This window comes from Rhizobium sp. CIAT894 (assembly GCF_000172795.2).
Classification (GTDB): Bacteria; Pseudomonadota; Alphaproteobacteria; order Rhizobiales; family Rhizobiaceae; genus Rhizobium.
The window spans coordinates 112,384-128,149 of record NZ_CP020948.1; the positions used below are offsets into that span (position 1 = coordinate 112,384).

At 62.8% G+C, this 15,766-nt stretch carries 15 protein-coding genes; 10 read left to right on the forward strand and 5 right to left on the reverse strand.

Going from position 1 to position 15,766, the window contains the following annotated elements; translation table 11 throughout:
- From RHEC894_RS22245 to RHEC894_RS22265, 5 genes are read left to right on the forward strand one after another with little or no spacing between them, the layout of a single operon-like run.
- Positions 1 to 1,413 (forward strand): amidase, encoded by a 1,413-nt coding sequence (locus RHEC894_RS22245; RefSeq protein WP_085739181.1) that lies wholly within the window; start codon positions 1 to 3, stop codon positions 1,411 to 1,413.
- Entirely contained in the window at positions 1,410 to 2,942 is a 1,533-nt protein-coding gene (locus RHEC894_RS22250; protein ID WP_085739266.1) for an ABC transporter ATP-binding protein, read from the forward strand. Before RHEC894_RS22245 ends, RHEC894_RS22250 begins: the two co-directional genes overlap by 4 nt.
- Positions 2,932 to 3,981, forward strand: a complete 1,050-nt coding sequence (locus tag RHEC894_RS22255; protein WP_085739182.1) for an ABC transporter permease — start codon at positions 2,932 to 2,934, stop codon at positions 3,979 to 3,981. Before RHEC894_RS22250 ends, RHEC894_RS22255 begins: the two co-directional genes overlap by 11 nt.
- Complete coding sequence (locus tag RHEC894_RS22260; protein WP_085739183.1) at positions 3,978 to 4,922, forward strand: ABC transporter permease; 945 nt, start codon at positions 3,978 to 3,980, stop codon at positions 4,920 to 4,922. Before RHEC894_RS22255 ends, RHEC894_RS22260 begins: the two co-directional genes overlap by 4 nt.
- 26 nt (positions 4,923 to 4,948) lie before the next feature.
- Positions 4,949 to 6,238 (forward strand): amidohydrolase family protein, encoded by a 1,290-nt coding sequence (locus RHEC894_RS22265; protein ID WP_085739184.1) that lies wholly within the window; start codon positions 4,949 to 4,951, stop codon positions 6,236 to 6,238.
- A gap of 24 nt (positions 6,239 to 6,262) precedes the next feature.
- On the opposite strand, the gene RHEC894_RS22270 is transcribed toward RHEC894_RS22265, so the two are convergent.
- On the reverse strand, positions 6,263 to 7,042 hold the full coding sequence (locus tag RHEC894_RS22270) for a class I SAM-dependent methyltransferase (RefSeq protein ID WP_085739185.1): 780 nt from the start codon (positions 7,040 to 7,042) through the stop codon (positions 6,263 to 6,265).
- 148 nt (positions 7,043 to 7,190) lie between these two features.
- Between RHEC894_RS22270 and RHEC894_RS22275 the strand changes: the two genes are divergently transcribed.
- Positions 7,191 to 8,057, forward strand: coding sequence for an alpha/beta hydrolase (locus RHEC894_RS22275; RefSeq protein ID WP_085739186.1), 867 nt, complete (start codon positions 7,191 to 7,193; stop codon positions 8,055 to 8,057).
- Positions 8,058 to 8,126: 69 nt separating this feature from the next.
- Here the strand turns inward: RHEC894_RS22275 and msrA are convergent, their stop codons facing one another.
- The gene (msrA, locus tag RHEC894_RS22280) at positions 8,127 to 8,636 is read right to left on the reverse strand and encodes a peptide-methionine (S)-S-oxide reductase MsrA (RefSeq protein ID WP_085739187.1); all 510 of its coding nucleotides are present in this window, start codon (positions 8,634 to 8,636) and stop codon (positions 8,127 to 8,129) included.
- Between the two features lie 186 nt (positions 8,637 to 8,822).
- Here msrA and RHEC894_RS22285 point away from each other — a divergent pair, with 186 nt between their 5' ends.
- Genes RHEC894_RS22285 through RHEC894_RS22300 form a run of 4 tightly spaced genes read left to right on the forward strand, consistent with a single transcriptional unit; the run spans position 8,823 to position 12,796 of the window.
- Positions 8,823 to 9,968, forward strand: coding sequence for an extracellular solute-binding protein (locus RHEC894_RS22285; protein ID WP_085739188.1), 1,146 nt, complete (start codon positions 8,823 to 8,825; stop codon positions 9,966 to 9,968).
- Complete coding sequence (locus RHEC894_RS22290; RefSeq protein ID WP_085739189.1) at positions 9,968 to 10,858, forward strand: ABC transporter permease subunit; 891 nt, start codon at positions 9,968 to 9,970, stop codon at positions 10,856 to 10,858. The genes RHEC894_RS22285 and RHEC894_RS22290 overlap by 1 nt, the downstream gene beginning before the upstream one ends.
- On the forward strand, positions 10,855 to 11,682 hold the full coding sequence (locus RHEC894_RS22295; RefSeq protein ID WP_085739190.1) for an ABC transporter permease subunit: 828 nt from the start codon (positions 10,855 to 10,857) through the stop codon (positions 11,680 to 11,682). Before RHEC894_RS22290 ends, RHEC894_RS22295 begins: the two co-directional genes overlap by 4 nt.
- 34 nt (positions 11,683 to 11,716) lie before the next feature.
- Complete coding sequence (locus RHEC894_RS22300; protein ID WP_085739191.1) at positions 11,717 to 12,796, forward strand: ABC transporter ATP-binding protein; 1,080 nt, start codon at positions 11,717 to 11,719, stop codon at positions 12,794 to 12,796.
- Between the two features lie 5 nt (positions 12,797 to 12,801).
- On the opposite strand, the gene RHEC894_RS22305 is transcribed toward RHEC894_RS22300, so the two are convergent.
- The 3 genes from RHEC894_RS22305 to RHEC894_RS22315 all read right to left on the reverse strand — a co-directional run bounded on the left by RHEC894_RS22305 (position 12,802) and on the right by RHEC894_RS22315 (position 15,766).
- Entirely contained in the window at positions 12,802 to 13,635 is an 834-nt protein-coding gene (locus RHEC894_RS22305) for an inositol monophosphatase family protein (protein ID WP_085739192.1), read from the reverse strand.
- 105 nt (positions 13,636 to 13,740) lie between these two features.
- Complete coding sequence (locus RHEC894_RS22310; RefSeq protein WP_085739193.1) at positions 13,741 to 14,817, reverse strand: ABC transporter ATP-binding protein; 1,077 nt, start codon at positions 14,815 to 14,817, stop codon at positions 13,741 to 13,743.
- A 61-nt stretch (positions 14,818 to 14,878) separates the two neighbouring features.
- Entirely contained in the window at positions 14,879 to 15,766 is an 888-nt protein-coding gene (locus RHEC894_RS22315) for a carbohydrate ABC transporter permease (RefSeq protein ID WP_085739194.1), read from the reverse strand.

Below are 15,766 nucleotides of genomic sequence, written 5' to 3' on the forward strand. Positions count from 1 at the left end.
ATGCGGGGCGATGCGACGGAACTGGCGGCAGCGCTGAGGCATGGCAGCCTGGGCGCCGCAGAAGCGATGCAGACCTCTCTCAAGAGAGCTGCACGGCATGAGTCGCTCGGCGCGATCGCCTATCTCGATGCCGCCATGGGTCTCGCCTCGGCGAAGGCTTGCGATGGGGATCGGCAGCGCGCGCCCGGCGATTTTGCCGCCCGGCCCTTTGCCGGCGTGCCGACCCTGGCGAAGGATCTTGGCGGTCCCTTTGCCGGGCTGCCGGTGACGGCGGGTTCCCGCCTCTTCGAACGACAGGGAGGCGAAGCCGATTCCGATCTCGCTTCCCGGTTCCGCGATGCCGGCTTCTGCCTGTTCGGCCTGACGACGAGCCCGGAATTCGGTCTTTCGCTCGCCAGCGAACCGGCGATCGGGCCGGTCTGCCGCAATCCGCTCGATCCGGCCCGCACCGCCGGCGGCTCCTCCGGCGGTGCGGCGGCGGCGGTTGCGGCCGGGATCGTCGCGATCGCCCATGCCACCGATGCCGGCGGTTCGATCCGTGTGCCGGCCGCCTGCTGCGGTCTCGTCGGACTGAAGCCGACGCGCGGCGCTATCCCGGGCGGACCCTCCTTCGGCAACCATCTCGCCGGCATCGCGAGCGAACTGGCGGTCTGCCGTTCGGTGCGCGATACGGCGCTGATTTTCAGCTGGCTGAGCGGTCATACGCGCGGACCTGTTGCGGATCCCTCCCCCGTCGATATTGACAACGGCCGTTTGCGGATCGGCGTGCTGACCGACACCGGGCCGACCTATCCGACCGAGAGCGATCGGCTTGCCGTCGTCGAGGACGCGGCGCATGCGCTCGAGAGCGACGGACACGAGATCGTTCCGCTCACCTGGGCCGAGTTCGAATGGAGCGTCGCCGCCAGCGGGCGTGCCTTTGCCGATATCGTCTCCGTCAACCTCGCAACGCTCATCAAGGCAGCGGCTTTGGATGAGGGCAGGGCCGAGCCTCTCACGCAGGCTTTCGCGGCGCGCGGGCGGGCGCTATCCGCCACCATGCTCTGGAGCACGCTGAACGATGCCGTTCTGGTCAGCCATCGTCTCTGGGCACTGTTCGACAAGGTCGATTGCATCCTGATGCCGATGCTTGTCTCTGCGCCCCTTGCGATCGGCTCCTTCCCGTCCGATCATGCCGACACGGATCTGCATCTCGAACGCATGGCGGCATTCGCGCCGCTTGCCTGCTTGGCCAATATTTCGGGTTTTCCTGCTTTGACGCTCCCTTTCGGACAGGATCAACAGGCCATGCCGCTGCCGGTGCAACTGATGGCGCCTATGGGGCATGAGTCCCGCCTTCTGTCGCTCGCCGCACGCCTGGAAGCCGAGGCGCGATGGCAGCACCGTTTTCCGGTGGCAGGATTGCCGTCATGACCGGGCCTGTTCTGGAAATTATCGGCGTCAGCAAACGCTTCGGCGACAATCTCGCCAATGACGATATTTCCATGGCCCTCGCCAGCGGTGAGATCGTGGCCTTGCTCGGCGAGAACGGTGCCGGCAAGACCACGCTGATGAGCATCCTTTTCGGCCACTACATGCCCGATGCCGGCCGAATTCTGATCGAGGGGGCGGAGGTGCCGCCGGGAAAACCGCGCGCAGCGATCCGCGCCGGCATCGGCATGGTGCACCAGCATTTCTCGCTGGCGCCTAATCTGACGGTGCTTGAAAATGTCATGACCGGCACGGAAGGACTGTGGTCCTGGCGTTCGGCAACGTCAGCGGCGCGCAAGAAGCTGCTGGCCATTTCCGAGCGCTTCGGCCTCACGGTCGATCCCGATGCGCGGCTTGGCGACCTGTCGGTCGGCGAGCAGCAGCGGGTGGAAATCCTCAAGGCGCTTTATAACGATGCCCGCATCCTGATCCTCGACGAGCCGACGGCGGTGCTGACCAATATCGAGGCCGAGCGGTTGTTCACGACACTGAAGGAAATGGCCCGCCAGGGCCTGTCACTGATCTTCATCTCGCACAAGCTCGACGAGGTGATGGCTGCGGCCGACCGTATCGTGGTGTTGCGCGGCGGCAAGATGGTCGCCGAACGCAAAGCGTCTGACACCAGCAAGACGGAGCTCGCCGAACTGATGGTCGGGCGGCGCGTGACGCGGCCTGTGCGCGAGCCATCGACACCGGGGGCCATCGTCCTCGAAGCGGACGGTGTGACGGTGCGCACCGGCGGCGTCGACCGGCTGAAATCGATCAGCTTTCGGCTGCATCAGGGAGAGATCCTCGGCATTATCGGCGTTTCGGGCAATGGCCAAGCGGCGCTGGCGCATCTTCTGTCCGGCATGCTGGCGCGCAGCGGCGGCGACCTCAAGCTATTCGGGGAAACGGTTGGTCATCTCGGTGTTGCCGATGTCGTCGAAGCCGGCATCGGCCGTATTCCCGAGGATCGCAACCATGAAGGCGTGATAGGGGAAATGGCGATCTGGGAAAACGCGGTGCTGGAGCGCATTGCTTCGCCCGCCTTCTCGCGCCGTGGTTTCGTCGACCGCAAGGCCGGCATGGCTTTCGCCAGGGAGATCATCGACGGGTTCGACGTTCGCGGCGGCGGCCCGGCGATCCGCACCCGGCTGCTTTCCGGCGGCAATATGCAGAAGCTGATCCTCGGGCGCAGTCTTTATCGGCGGCCGCGCATCCTGATTGCCGCACAGCCTGCCCGAGGCCTCGACGAAGGGGCCGTGGCCGCCGTGCATGCGCGCCTGCTCGACGCCCGCCGGCAGGGGACTGCGGTGCTGCTGATCTCGGAGGATCTTGACGAGGTGATCGCGCTCGCAGACCGTATCCAGGCGATCGTCGGCGGCCGGCTGTCGCCGCCCGTCGCCGCCGATGGCGCCGACGCCCGCAGGCTGGGGCTGATGATGGCTGGGGAATGGCAAGAGGCCCGCGAGGCCGATCATGCGATTTGAGCGCCGCGAGCACCGCCCGCTTTCCCTGCTGATATTCACGCCTGTCGTCGCGATCATTGCAGCACTGGCGCTGGCCGGCATCCTGATCTCTATCGCCGGCGCACCTGTTCTCGATGCCTATTGGCGCATCCTGACCGGCGCCTTCGGCTCGCGGCTTTCGGCGACCGAAACACTGACGCGGGCAACACCGCTGATGCTGACCGGACTTGCCGCCGCCGTCGCCTTTCGCGCGCGGCTCTGGAATATCGGCGCCGAGGGCCAGTTCTATCTCGGCGCCATCGCCGTCGCGGCGGCAAGCTCGAAACTGCTCGGCAATCTTCCGGCACCCATCCTTATTCCGCTCCTGCTGCTAATCGGCGCCATTGCCGGCATGGTGCTGATCCTGGTTCCGCTGTGGCTGAGGCTGCGCTTTTCCGTCGATGAGGTCGTCACCAGCCTGCTCCTGAACTTCATCGCCGTGCTTTTCGTGTCGATGCTGATCGACGGGGTTCTCAAAGATCCGCTCGCCTTCGGCTGGCCGCAGTCGCAATCCGTCAGCGATCATGCCATGCTGCCGAAGCTGATCGCCCGTTCGCGCCTGCATATCGGTTTTGCGATCGCAATCGTGCTGGCGATCGTCGTTCACTTCATCCAGTCCCGCACCGTATTCGGCATGCAGTCCCGCGCCGCGGGTCTCAATCCCGCCGGCGCGGTCTTCGCAGGCGTGCCGCTCGGCAGAACGCTGGTGAAGGTCGCCTGTCTCTCGGGCGGGCTTGCGGGGCTCGCAGGCGCGATCGAGGTGATGGGCGTCAAGGGTTATGTGACGACCGATCTGTCGCCCGGTTTCGGCTATGCCGGCATCGTCGTCGCCATGCTCGCCAACCTCAATCCGCTGGGCGTCGTCTTCGCCGCCATTTTCACCGCCACCATGTTCGTCGGCGCGGACGGCATGAGCCGGGGCCTCGGCATCCCGACCTATATTGCCGACGTCACGGTGGCGCTATCGCTGCTGACGATGCTGATCGCGTTGTTCTTCACTCAGTACAGGATTCGGCGATGATGCAGCTGTTCGATATCATCGCCTCCGCCGGGCTCTGGGCGGCAATCCTGCGGATCGCCACACCGCTGATTTTCGGCACGCTCGGCGCCTTGCTCTGCGAACGGGCGGGTGTGCTCAATCTCGGCATCGAAGGCATCATGACCTTTGGGGCGATGATCGGCTGGCTATCCGTCTATCACGGCGCCGATCTCTGGACCGGCCTGCTGATTGCCGCAGTGGCCGGCGGCGTCTTCGGCCTGCTGCATGCGGGGCTGACGGTGACGCTCGGCCTCTCGCAGCATGTCGCCGGACTCGGCGTCACGCTCTTTGCCTCGAGCTTCAGCTATTATGTCTTCCGGCTGATCGTGCCGCTTGCCAATACACCGCCCACCATCGTGCCGTTCCAGCCGATCGCCATTCCCGGCCTGTCGACGCTGCCTTTCATCGGACCGGCCTTCTTCACGCAGACCGCGCCGACCTATCTTGCGATCCTGATCGCGCTGTTGATGGCCTATATCATCTTTCGCACACCGGTGGGGCTCGCGATCCGCATGACCGGCGAGAACCCGCATGCGGCGGAAGCCCAGGGCGTTAATCCGATGAAGGTGCGTTACGGCGCGGTCATCGCCGGCAGTGCCCTGATGGGAATGGGCGGCGCTTTCCTGACCTTGTCGGCGTTCAACAGCTTCTTTCCGACCATGGTGCAGGGGCGCGGCTGGATCTGCATTGCGCTCGTCGTCTTCGCTTCCTGGCGTCCGGGCCGCGCGCTGTTCGGCGCCCTGCTCTTCGCCTTCTTCGATGCCTTTCAGCTTCGGCTGCAAACCGTGCTGAGCGGGCTTGTGCCCTATCAGCTCTTCCTGATGACGCCCTATATTCTCTCCATCGCCGCGCTTGCCGTCATGGCCCGCCGCGCCCGCGTTCCGCAGGCGCTGATGCAGCCCTATCGCCGCGGCGAGCGCTGAGACCGTCCACATCCAAAGAGGCTCCGATGTTCGATCTGATCGTCAGAAACGCAAATCTCCCCGATGGCCGCACCGGCATCGATATCGGCATCGAGGGCGACAGGATCATCGCCGTCGAGCGCAATCTCCAGGCGCAGGCCGGGGAAGAAATCGATGCAAGCGGCAGGCTGGTCAGTCCGCCTTTTATCGATCCGCATTTTCATATGGACGCCACCCTGTCGCTCGGCCTGCCGCGCATGAACGTCTCCGGCACTCTGCTCGAAGGCATCGCGCTTTGGGGGGAGCTGCGCCCGATCGTGACGAGAGAAGAACTGGTCGACCGTGCGCTGCGCTATTGCGATCTGGCGGTGACGCAAGGCCTGCTCTTCATCCGCAGCCATGTCGATACCAGCGATCCCAGGCTGGTGACGGTCGAGGCGATGATCGAGGTCCGCGAGAGGGTCGCGCCCTATATCGATCTGCAGTTGGTCGCCTTTCCGCAGGACGGCTATTACCGCTCGCCGGGCGCGATCGATGCGCTCAACCGTGCCCTCGACATGGGCGTCGATATCGTCGGCGGCATTCCTCACTTCGAACGGACGATGGGCGAAGGGACGGCCTCGGTCGAGGCGCTCTGCCGCATCGCCGCCGACCGCGGCCTGCCGGTCGACATGCATTGCGACGAAACCGACGATCCGCTGTCGCGCCATATCGAGACGCTGGCGGCTGAAACCATCCGCTTCGGCCTGCAGGGACGCGTCGCCGGTTCGCATCTGACATCGATGCATTCGATGGACAATTATTATGTCTCGAAACTCATCCCGCTGATGGCGGAGGCTAAGATCAACGTCATCCCCAACCCGCTGATCAACATCATGCTGCAGGGCCGGCACGACACCTATCCGAAACGCCGCGGTATGACCCGCGTGAGGGAATTGATGGATGCCGGGCTCAACGTCTCCTTCGGGCACGATTGCGTGATGGACCCGTGGTATTCGATGGGATCGGGCGACATGCTGGAGGTTGGCCATATGGCGATCCATGTCGCGCAGATGGCCGGCATCGAAGACAAGAAGAAGATCTTCGATGCCCTGACCGTCAACTCGGCGAAGACGATGGGCCTTTCAGGCTACGGCCTGGAGAAGGGATGCAACGCCGACCTCGTCATCCTCCAGGCGAGCGATCCGCTGGAAGCGCTGCGGCTGAAGCCGAACCGGCTGGCGGTGATCCGTCGCGGCAAGGTTATCGCCCGCTCGGCGCCGCGCATCGGCGAGCTTTTCCTGGATGGGCGTCCCTCCCGGATCGACGGTGGCCTGGATTACGCACCGCGCTATTGAGAGGCGGGGCCGACCAGTTGCGCGCTACCCCGCTGCACGGCGAGCTGTGATGATCCAGGCGCGGGAGTCGAAAAACACCCCCTCCGGCGTCATATTCGCCTCCAGCAAATCGCGCAGACGCTGCAGCGGTTTGTCGGGCGGTTCATCGGTGCGCGCGAGCGCGTCCTTCACAAGATAGAGGCCGGCGAGCGCATCAGAGGCCGCATCGACGTCCGGTCCATAGAAGACCGGCTCTCGCACGTCGGCAAAGTCGATCGACGTAAAACCTGCGGCGCTCAAAAGGCCCTTCGCAATGGGAGGATCGCCAAGCGAAAACGGATTGGGACCATCTGCCGAAACCGCGGTTCCGGGCGCCAGCGCTTGCCGTATGGCGCCGGACCATTCGTTGCGCTCCCGGCTTTGCCACACCATCCACACAAGGCGTGCGCCCGGACGCATCGCCCGGCCGATATTGGCAAATGCCGCTGCCGGATCGGCAAAAAACATCACGCCGAACCGGCTGATGCAGAGGTCGAAGCCGGCAGCCGGAAAGGCATGGAATTGCGCGTCTGCCTGCTCGAACACTACATTTCGCAAACCTTCCGAAGCACTCCGTCGCCTTGCGACTTCGAGCATCTCTGCGGAGGTATCCACCCCGACCACTTCTCCTTGCAGTGCGGCGCGGGCGGCCTCGCGCGTCGTCTGTCCCGCGCCACAGCCGATATCGAGCACCCGGTCACCGAGGGCAACGCCGGCAGCAACACGCAGGTGCCGATTGTGTCTCGCCAATTCCGCGTCGTAAAAGTCGGCACGATCCAACGCCATAACACTCACTCTGCTTTGTTCGAGGGTCAATTCTTGGTCTGATGCGTGGAGAGGTTTCGCATGCCAAGCCTCTCAAAACAGATTGCATATTAGGATCAGTTATGCAAGATGGAGACTAGTTGCAAACCGCAATCGGAAGGTTTGAGGTATGGAAATGAGCGGGTCAACTCTCGTCGCAGAAAAGATCGTCGCATTCGAATATACGCAACTGCACACCCAGGCCTTCGGAGATCCAGCCCACCCGCCCCTGTTGTTGATCATGGGAGTGATGTCTTCGATGCTGTGGTGGCCGGAAAGGTTCTGTGAGGAACTCGCTGCCCAAGGGCGCTACGTTATCCGCTACGACCAGCGCGACACCGGCCTTTCCACGTGCTACCCGCCGGGCGAGCCGGGCTATTCGTTCAGCGATCTCGCCGACGATGCCATCGCCGTTCTCGACGGCTATGGAATTGAAGCCGCGCATCTGGTGGGCATGTCGATGGGCGGTTTCCTGGCGCAAGAGGCGGCTTTGCGCTATCCCCGGCGCGTGCGGACACTCACCGTGATCAGCTCGTCGCCGCTTGGAGTCGACGGCCTGCCTTCTTCGACCAAAGCTTACAAGGAACATTCCGCCGCTGCCGAAAGTCTCGACTGGTCGGATCTTGGGGCCATCGCCGATTTCCTGCGCCGCGATTCCGCCATGCTGGCCGGCACCAGGCATCCGCACGATGCCGAGGCGGCAACTGCCCTCATCGCACGCGACATGAGCCGCGCCGCGTCCTTTGTCAGCGCGACCAACCATTTCATGCTGTTGAGCGAAGATGGCGCCGCCACGCCACATGCCTCCGGTATCGACGTGCCGGTTCTCGTAATTCACGGCACATCGGATCCGCTCTTCCCGATCGAACACGGAGAAGCCTTCACCCGTGTCGCGCCGACCGCCCAACTGCACCGGATTGTTGGCGGCGGGCACGAAATTCACGATCGGGACATCGACGAAATGGTGCGTGTCATCGCCGATCGCACCGGGTTCTGACCCGCCTGCCGAGCGGCTGGACGCGCCATGCATGCTGGCATTGTTTCCGGCATGCATGCGCGAATTGCGTCAGGCGATCTTCTGGCGGGCCGGCAGCTTCCAGCCCGGCCGAACGAAGTGACAGGTATAACCGTTCGGAATCCGCTCCAGATAATCCTGGTGCTCTGGCTCGGCCTCCCAGAAATCGCTAACCGGCACGACTTCGGTGACGACCTTGCCAGGCCACAGGCCTGAAGCATCGACATCGGCGATCGTATCGCGGGCGACGCGCTCCTGCTCCGGGCCGGTGTAGAAAATCGCCGAGCGATAGCTCGTGCCGACGTCGTTGCCCTGGCGGTTGCGCGTGCTCGGGTCATGGATCTGGAAGAAGAATTCGAGGATTTCGCGGTAGCTGATCCTTGCGGGATCGAAGAGGATCTCGATCGCCTCCGCATGGGTTCCGTGGTTGCGGTAGGTCGCATTCGGCACGTCACCGCCGGTATAGCCGACGCGGGTCGAAATCACGCCATCGTACCGGCGGATGAGGTCCTGCATGCCCCAGAAGCAGCCGCCGGCGAGCACTGCACGTTCTTTGGTCATTTGATATCTCCTTGTTTGCCAAGAGATAGTGTCTGGCGCCGCAGATTTCCATAAGGCGGAAACAAGCACAGCTGTGCAATTTCCCTTCGAACAGCCCCTGTCCTGTCATGCCGATGTTACGCGCCGGCGCTAGCAAGTCTTCGACAATCCGCGGAGGCAGAGCCTCGACACCTGATGGAGACGGTTATGAATAGGCGTGAATTTCTGATCACCTCGTCGGCTGCAGCCGGTCTTCTGACTTTCCCGCGTTTCGCATCGGCTGCGGCCGGCACGATCGACCTCTATAGCGGTTCGGATGCCAATATCATCGATCTCTGGAACAACATCATCCGCCCGGCCTTCGAAAAGGCGCATCCTGAAGTCGCCCTGAAGGTGACCGATGCCGGCGACAATAGCGGCCTGCGTGCGATCGCCGATCGTGCGCTTGCGGCCCTGAAGACGAAGACCGATCCCCAGGCCGACCTCTTCGAGGTGTTCGATCCGCGTCTGCCCTCCGGCGGCATCGATGCCGGCCTCTGGGTCAAATTCTCCGCCGACAACATCGAAGGCTACGACCGGATCAACCCGCTCGCCTTCGACATCCCGTACTCGCTTCCCTACCGCGGTTCGCAGGTGCTGCTCGCCTACGACACGACCAAGCTTGACCCGAAGAACGCGCCGAAGAGCTGGGAGCAACTCACCACCTGGATCAAGGCCAATCCGGGCCAGTTCATTTACAACCGTCCGGACAAGGGCGGTTCGGGCGGCAACTTCGTCCGCCGCGCCATCCATGAGGTCAACGGCCGCGATCCGAAGAAATTCAAGATCGAGAATTTCACCGCCGACTTCGCCACAGAGGCGCTGCCGCCGGCCTGGAAGATCCTCAACGATCTCGCTCCCTCGCTCTACGACAAGGGCGCCTATACGTCAGGCAACACCCAGTCGATCCAGCTGCTCGCCCAGGGTGTCGTCACCATGGTGCCGGTCTGGTCGGATCAGGTGCTGCAGGCGATCGCCCAGGGTGTGCTGCCTGAGACAACCGGCCTCGTGCAGCTCGCAGATCTCGCCCTTTGCGGCGGCTTCTCCGCCATGACGGTGTTCTCGAACGGCGCCAACAAGGGTGCGGCGCTGAAGCTTGCCGCCTTCATGCTGACCACGGAAATGCAGGAAGCGATCATCACCCAGATCGGCGGTTTCCCGGCCGTCTCCTGGGATCATATCTCCGATGATCTCCGCAAGAAATATGCCGACGTCATCCCGTCAACCATCCCGACCTTCCCAAGCGGCGATTGGGAAAAGGCAATCAATGACGGCTGGTATCGCAACGTCGCTCCGAACATCAGCCGCACCTGATGTCCGCCGATACTGCGCCGGCGGTTCTGCCCCGTCACCGGTCCATCAACAGGGGGAGCGCGATCGGGCTCCTCCTCGTCGCCCTGCCGGTATTCCTGCTCGCATGGCTGATCATCTTTCCTATTCTTTCGGCGGTCGTCGGCACGATCTTCGTTCACGGTTCTGACGGAGCGAGGGAATTTTCGCTCGCCTCCTACCGCTTCTTCTTCACCGACGGCTACAGCCTCGCCAATCTCTGGGTAACGCTCTGGACCACAGCCGTCTGCGGCGCCCTGCTTGTGGCGATCGGTCTTCCGATCGCGCTCTACCTCCGCTTCTCACAGGGGCGCCTTGCGGCCTATGTGCAGGGCCTGGCGATCTTTCCGATGTTCGTGCCGTCGATCATCCTCGCCTATGCGCTGATCCGGACGATCGGGCCGAACGGCACCGTCGATCTGCTGCTGAATTCCGTCGGCCTGCCCAAGCTGCGCACGCCCTATCTAACGCCATGGGGACCGGTTATCGGTCTCGTCTGGGACAATCTTCCCCTCACGGTGCTGATGCTGACGGCGGGGCTCTCCTCCGTTTCGAACAGCGCCATCGAGGCTGCCCGCGATGTCGGCGCAAGGCCGCTGCGGGTCTTCGTCTCGATCATCCTGCCGCGCATGGGCAATTCGCTGCTGGTGACTGCTTCCTTCGCCGTGCTCGGCATCTTCTCCGCCTTCACTCTCCCCTACGTGCTCGGCCCGGCATCGCCTGAAATGATGGGACCGTTCATGCAGCGCACCTTCGCCGATATGAACGATCCGCCCAACGCCATGACCCAGGCCGTCATCACTTTCTGTTTTTGCCTCGTCTTCGGCATCTTTTATATCAGATCGATTGCCCGCAACCGCGAGGCCCGGCCATGAGTGGCGGCAGACCGAGCATCGCCCTTCGCTTCGACTGGATCGGCATGCTCTTCGCAGGCCTGCTGACGCTGTTCATCGCGCTGCCGCTGATCGTCGTCGGAACCTGGGCCTTCACCGAGGTCTGGCGCTACCCCTCGGTGATCCCACAGCAATTCGGCCTGCGCTTCTGGGGCCAGACGCTGGCGCGACCCGATGTCTGGGAGGCCCTCCTCCTCAGCCTTCGATTGACGACGACAGTCACCGTTCTGTCCGCCGTCATCTGCCTTCCCGCGGCCTATGCTTTTGCGCGCTTGCGCTTTCCCGGCCGAAACATCCTGTTCCTGTCCTTTCTCGCATCGCATGCCTTTCCGAAATTCGGCCTGCTCGTCGCCATCGCCGGCATCTTCCTGCAGCTCGGTCTGATCAGCACCTTCTGGGGCGTCGTGCTGATCCAGCTCGTCGGCACGCTGATGCTGATGATCTGGATTCCGGTCGCAGCCTTCCAGAATGTCGACCGGCGCATGGAAGAGGCGGCCCGCGATGCGGGTGCTGCGCCGCTGCGCGTCTTCTGGTCGATCACGCTGCCGCAGGCCGCGCCGACCATATCGGCCGCGCTGCTTCTGACCTTCGTCGGCACCTTCTACGAAACCGAAGGCGCCTGGCTGATCGGCGCACCGGAGATCCGCACCATGCCGGTACTGATGATCAGCTTCATCAACAATCAGATCGTCGTGCAATACGGCGCCGTACTCTCCGTCATGCTGTGGGTGCCGTCCTTCATCGCGCTGATGTTTGCGCGCCGCATCGTCGGCACCGGCGCCTTTGCGAGAGGTTTCGGCGCGTAAAGCGTCAGGCAGCAATTCAGGGAAAGGTTTGAGAATGGCACATCTGGCGATCGAGGGCGTTTCGAAGCTGTTCGGGACCACCTTTGCCGTTCGCGATTTTTCACTCGAAGTGGGCGACGGCGAGCTTGTCTGCCTGCTCGGACCGTCCGGCTCCGGCAAATCGACTCTGTTGCGGATGATCGGCGGTTTCGAGCGGCCGAGCGGCGGAACGATCCGCATCGATGCCAAGGATGTGACGAACCTGCCGCCCGAGCGGCGCCCGACCGGCATGGTGTTCCAGAGCCATGCGCTCTGGACGCATATGGATGTCTTCAACAACATCGCCTTCGGCCTGAAGCTGCGTCGGCTGCCGAAAGCGGAAATCCGTGAGCGGGTCGAAAATGCTTTGGCGCTGGTCGGCCTCGCTGACTACGGACGCCGGATGACGACGCAGCTCTCCGGCGGACAGCAGCAGCGCGTTGCGCTCGCCCGTTCGCTGGTGCTCGAACCGAAGATCCTGTTGCTCGACGAGCCTTTCGCCAGCCTCGACCAGCACCTGCGCGAAAGATTGCGGGAGGAGGTGCGCGATATCCAGCAGCGTCTCGGCATCACCACGCTTTTCGTCACCCACGGCCAGGACGAGGCCCTGGCGCTTGCCGACCGCATCGTCGTCATGCGTGACGGACGCACCGAGCAGATCGCGCCGCCGAGCATCATCTACCGGCAGCCGCAGACGGCCTTCGTCGCCGGTTTCATCGGTTCGATGAATTTCGTTGAGAGCCGCACCCGAAACGGTGTCTGCGAACATTCGCTCTTCCCACTTGCCGTTCCCGTCGAAGACGGGCCGGTGATGCTCGCCACCCGTCCCGAAGCGCTGGCGATCCGTCCTTCGCACCGGGAAGATGCCGCGACGGTTCACCGCATCGTCGATTTCGGTACTCACAAGATGGTCGATGTGGATCTTGCCGATGGCGCCCGACTGAAGGCGATGGTGGCGCCTGATGATCGGATTCAGGCCGGAATGAAGGTCGAGCCCAGCTCTACAAGCTTTTTCGTCTTCCGCGACAACGCGCTCATCCATCAGTCGACGCCGGCCAAGAGCGATGTCGAGGCCGGGCGGCTGTTGCCGGTCTGAAACAATTACGTCTTAGGCGAGAAACCGTCCTTGAGCCAGGGATGCAGCGCCTTGCTAGCCGCAAGGATATCGCCCCGCCCGTCGACAGCTGCGCCGGAAAACCGCGTGACGATGCCGCCGGCCTCTTCGACCATCAGCGCCGAGGCGGCGAAATCATGGATCGAGAGCCCGTCTTCGAAGAAGCCGTCCAGACGGCCGCAGGCGACATAGGCGATCGACAGCGCTGCCGAGCCGAGGCGGCGCACGCCCGCCGTGTTGGCCATCAAGCGTTTGATGGCATCGAAATAGGTCTCTTCCGCAACCGCCTTGACCTGGCCGGGGATCGGCAGACCGGCGCCGATCAGCACGTTCTCGATGTCGGCGACATCGGCGCAGCGGATGCGCTCGCCATTGAGATAAGCCCCGCCGCCGAGTTCGGCGCTGAACAGCTCGTCCAGCATGGCATCATAGACGACGCCGGCGATCAGCCTGCCGCCTTCGGCGATCGAGATCGTCATGCCGAAATGCGGGAGGCCCCAGGCGTAATTCGTGGTGCCGTCGATCGGGTCGATATAGATGATCGGCGTTTCCGGTCCGGCCGTGCGGTTGCCGACGGCTTCCTCACCCTGGATGGCATAATCCGGAAAGGCCTTGATCATCTCATCGACGATAATCCGCTCGACGGCGACATCGATCTCGGTCTGGTAATCGCGCGGCGCCTTGGCAAGCATTTCCCCGGATGTCCGCCGCCGCAGTGAGCTACGGGCGGTTTCGCCCGCCTTCAGCACCGTTTCGGCAAGAACGATGAGGCGCGATGACGCGTTCGGGGAAAGGCGCGCTGATATCGGGGAGGATGTCATGTGGAAAATCCGGATGCTGCAGATATGACGACGTGAATCGTGCGGAGCCACTCCCTTCGCAGAGACCGATGATGGTTTTATGAAGCTGCCCGCGACGGACGGGCCTTATATCAGGCGCTCGGTCGACGCGTCAAAGAGATGGATCTGGGCCGGATCGACCGAAAGTCCGATCATCTCTCCTGGCCTGACCTTGTCGCGTCGGGTCTCGACGATCGTCAGTTCGGGCTGGGTCGCCGCGACGATGAAGGTCGAGGAGCCTGTCGATTCGACGAAGGCGATCGGTACATCGAAGCTGCCCTGCCCGGGCGTGACCACTTCGATGTGCTCCGGGCGAATGCCGGCGATGAGTTGGCGCCCCGGTTCGACGGCGCGTGCGATCGCAAGCCGCGGCTTCACCGCGCCAAAATCCAGAATCAGGCTCTTGCCGTCTTCGGCGGCGATCGCCGGAATGAAATTCATCGCCGGCGATCCGATGAAACCGGCGACGAAGCGGTTGGCCGGCCGGTCGTAAAGGTCCAGCGGCGCACCCTGCTGTTCGATGATGCCGTCGCGCATGACAACCACATGGTCGGCCATGGTCATCGCTTCGACCTGATCATGGGTGACGTAGACGAAAGTGGCGCCCAGCCGGTCGTGCAGGGCGCGGATTTCCTTGCGCATCGAGACACGCAGCGCCGCATCAAGGTTGGAAAGCGGCTCGTCGAACAGGAAGGCCTGGGGGTTGCGGATAATGGCGCGGCCCATGGCGACGCGCTGCCGTTGGCCCCCGGAAAGCTGGCGGGGATAACGGTCGAGCAACCGGGAAAGACCGGTGATGACAGCGACTTCCTCGGCTTTCCGCTTTGCCTCGGCCTTAGGGACGCCGTGCATTTTCAGCGAATAGGTCAGATTCTGTTCCACCGTCATATGTGGATAGAGGGCGTAACTCTGAAAAACCATAGCGATATCGCGTGCCCGCGGCGGTACGTCGTTCATCACCTCGCCGGCAATCTTCAGCGTGCCGCCGGTAATTTTTTCCAGCCCGGCAAGCGAACGGAGCAATGTGGACTTGCCGCATCCCGACGGACCGACCAGTGCCACGAACGTGCCCTTGGGAATTGAAAGGTTGACGTTCTTAAGCGCGTGAAAGGCGCCATAGTGCTTCTCGACGCCCAAGAGTTCGATTTGGATGTCCTGGCTCATACTGAAAACCTTGCTGGTCCCCAACCGGGACCGATGGGATGGTCAAGGGTGAAAAACGTCATCATTTGACTGCTCCAGCGGCGATGCCGCGCGTTAGCGTGCGCTGGAAGATCAAGAAGAAGATCACGGTCGGTATGATACCCAGGAAAGCCGCCGAGGCCTGCAGTACCGGGTCCGACATGTTCTGACCGCGGGTGAGACCCATGGCGACCGAGACCGTCTGGTTGTTGTTGGACACCAGCATGACGAGCGGGATCAAGAACTCGTTCCAAGTCCAGATGAAAAAGAAGGTTCCCAGGACCATGAGTGTCGGCCTCAGCATCGGGACGATTACGAACCACAGCGTTTTCCAGTGGGTCGAGCCATCCATCTCCGCCGCTTCGAGGATTTCCTTGGGAAAGGTACGCAGCACGGTCGAGAGCAGGTAAGTCCCGAAAGCGCTTTGCAGGACCGCGAAAATGATGATCACGGAAAGCTGCGTATCATAGAGGCCGCTCGCTTTCGCCATGTAGTAAAGCGGGTAAATGATGGACTCCTGCGGCACCATGATGCCGAGAAGAAAAACCACCAAGATCACGCGCGAACCCGGCACCTGGCCGACCCCAATCGCATAGGCGTTGAACAGGCTTATCAGTACCCCCAACACCGACACAGCGAGACTGATCACCACGCTGTTGAGCAGCTTGCGGCCGAAATCAGACACTGTCCAGAATTTCTCGAGCGCGGCGAGATCGATCGACCGAGGAATCGAAAGCGGTCCGCCGACTGCGTATTCGGCGCTCGCCTTGACGGCGTTGAGCAGAGCAAGGAAAAAGGGAAAGAGCGTAAAGGCGAGGAGTAGGATAAGGATGGCCAGCACCACCCACCGCATGGGATCGCGTCGGGCGCGATCCGCTGCCGCCGTCGCTTTTGCCTTGGTCGTACCGTCGCTGAGAACTGAGTAAGCCAT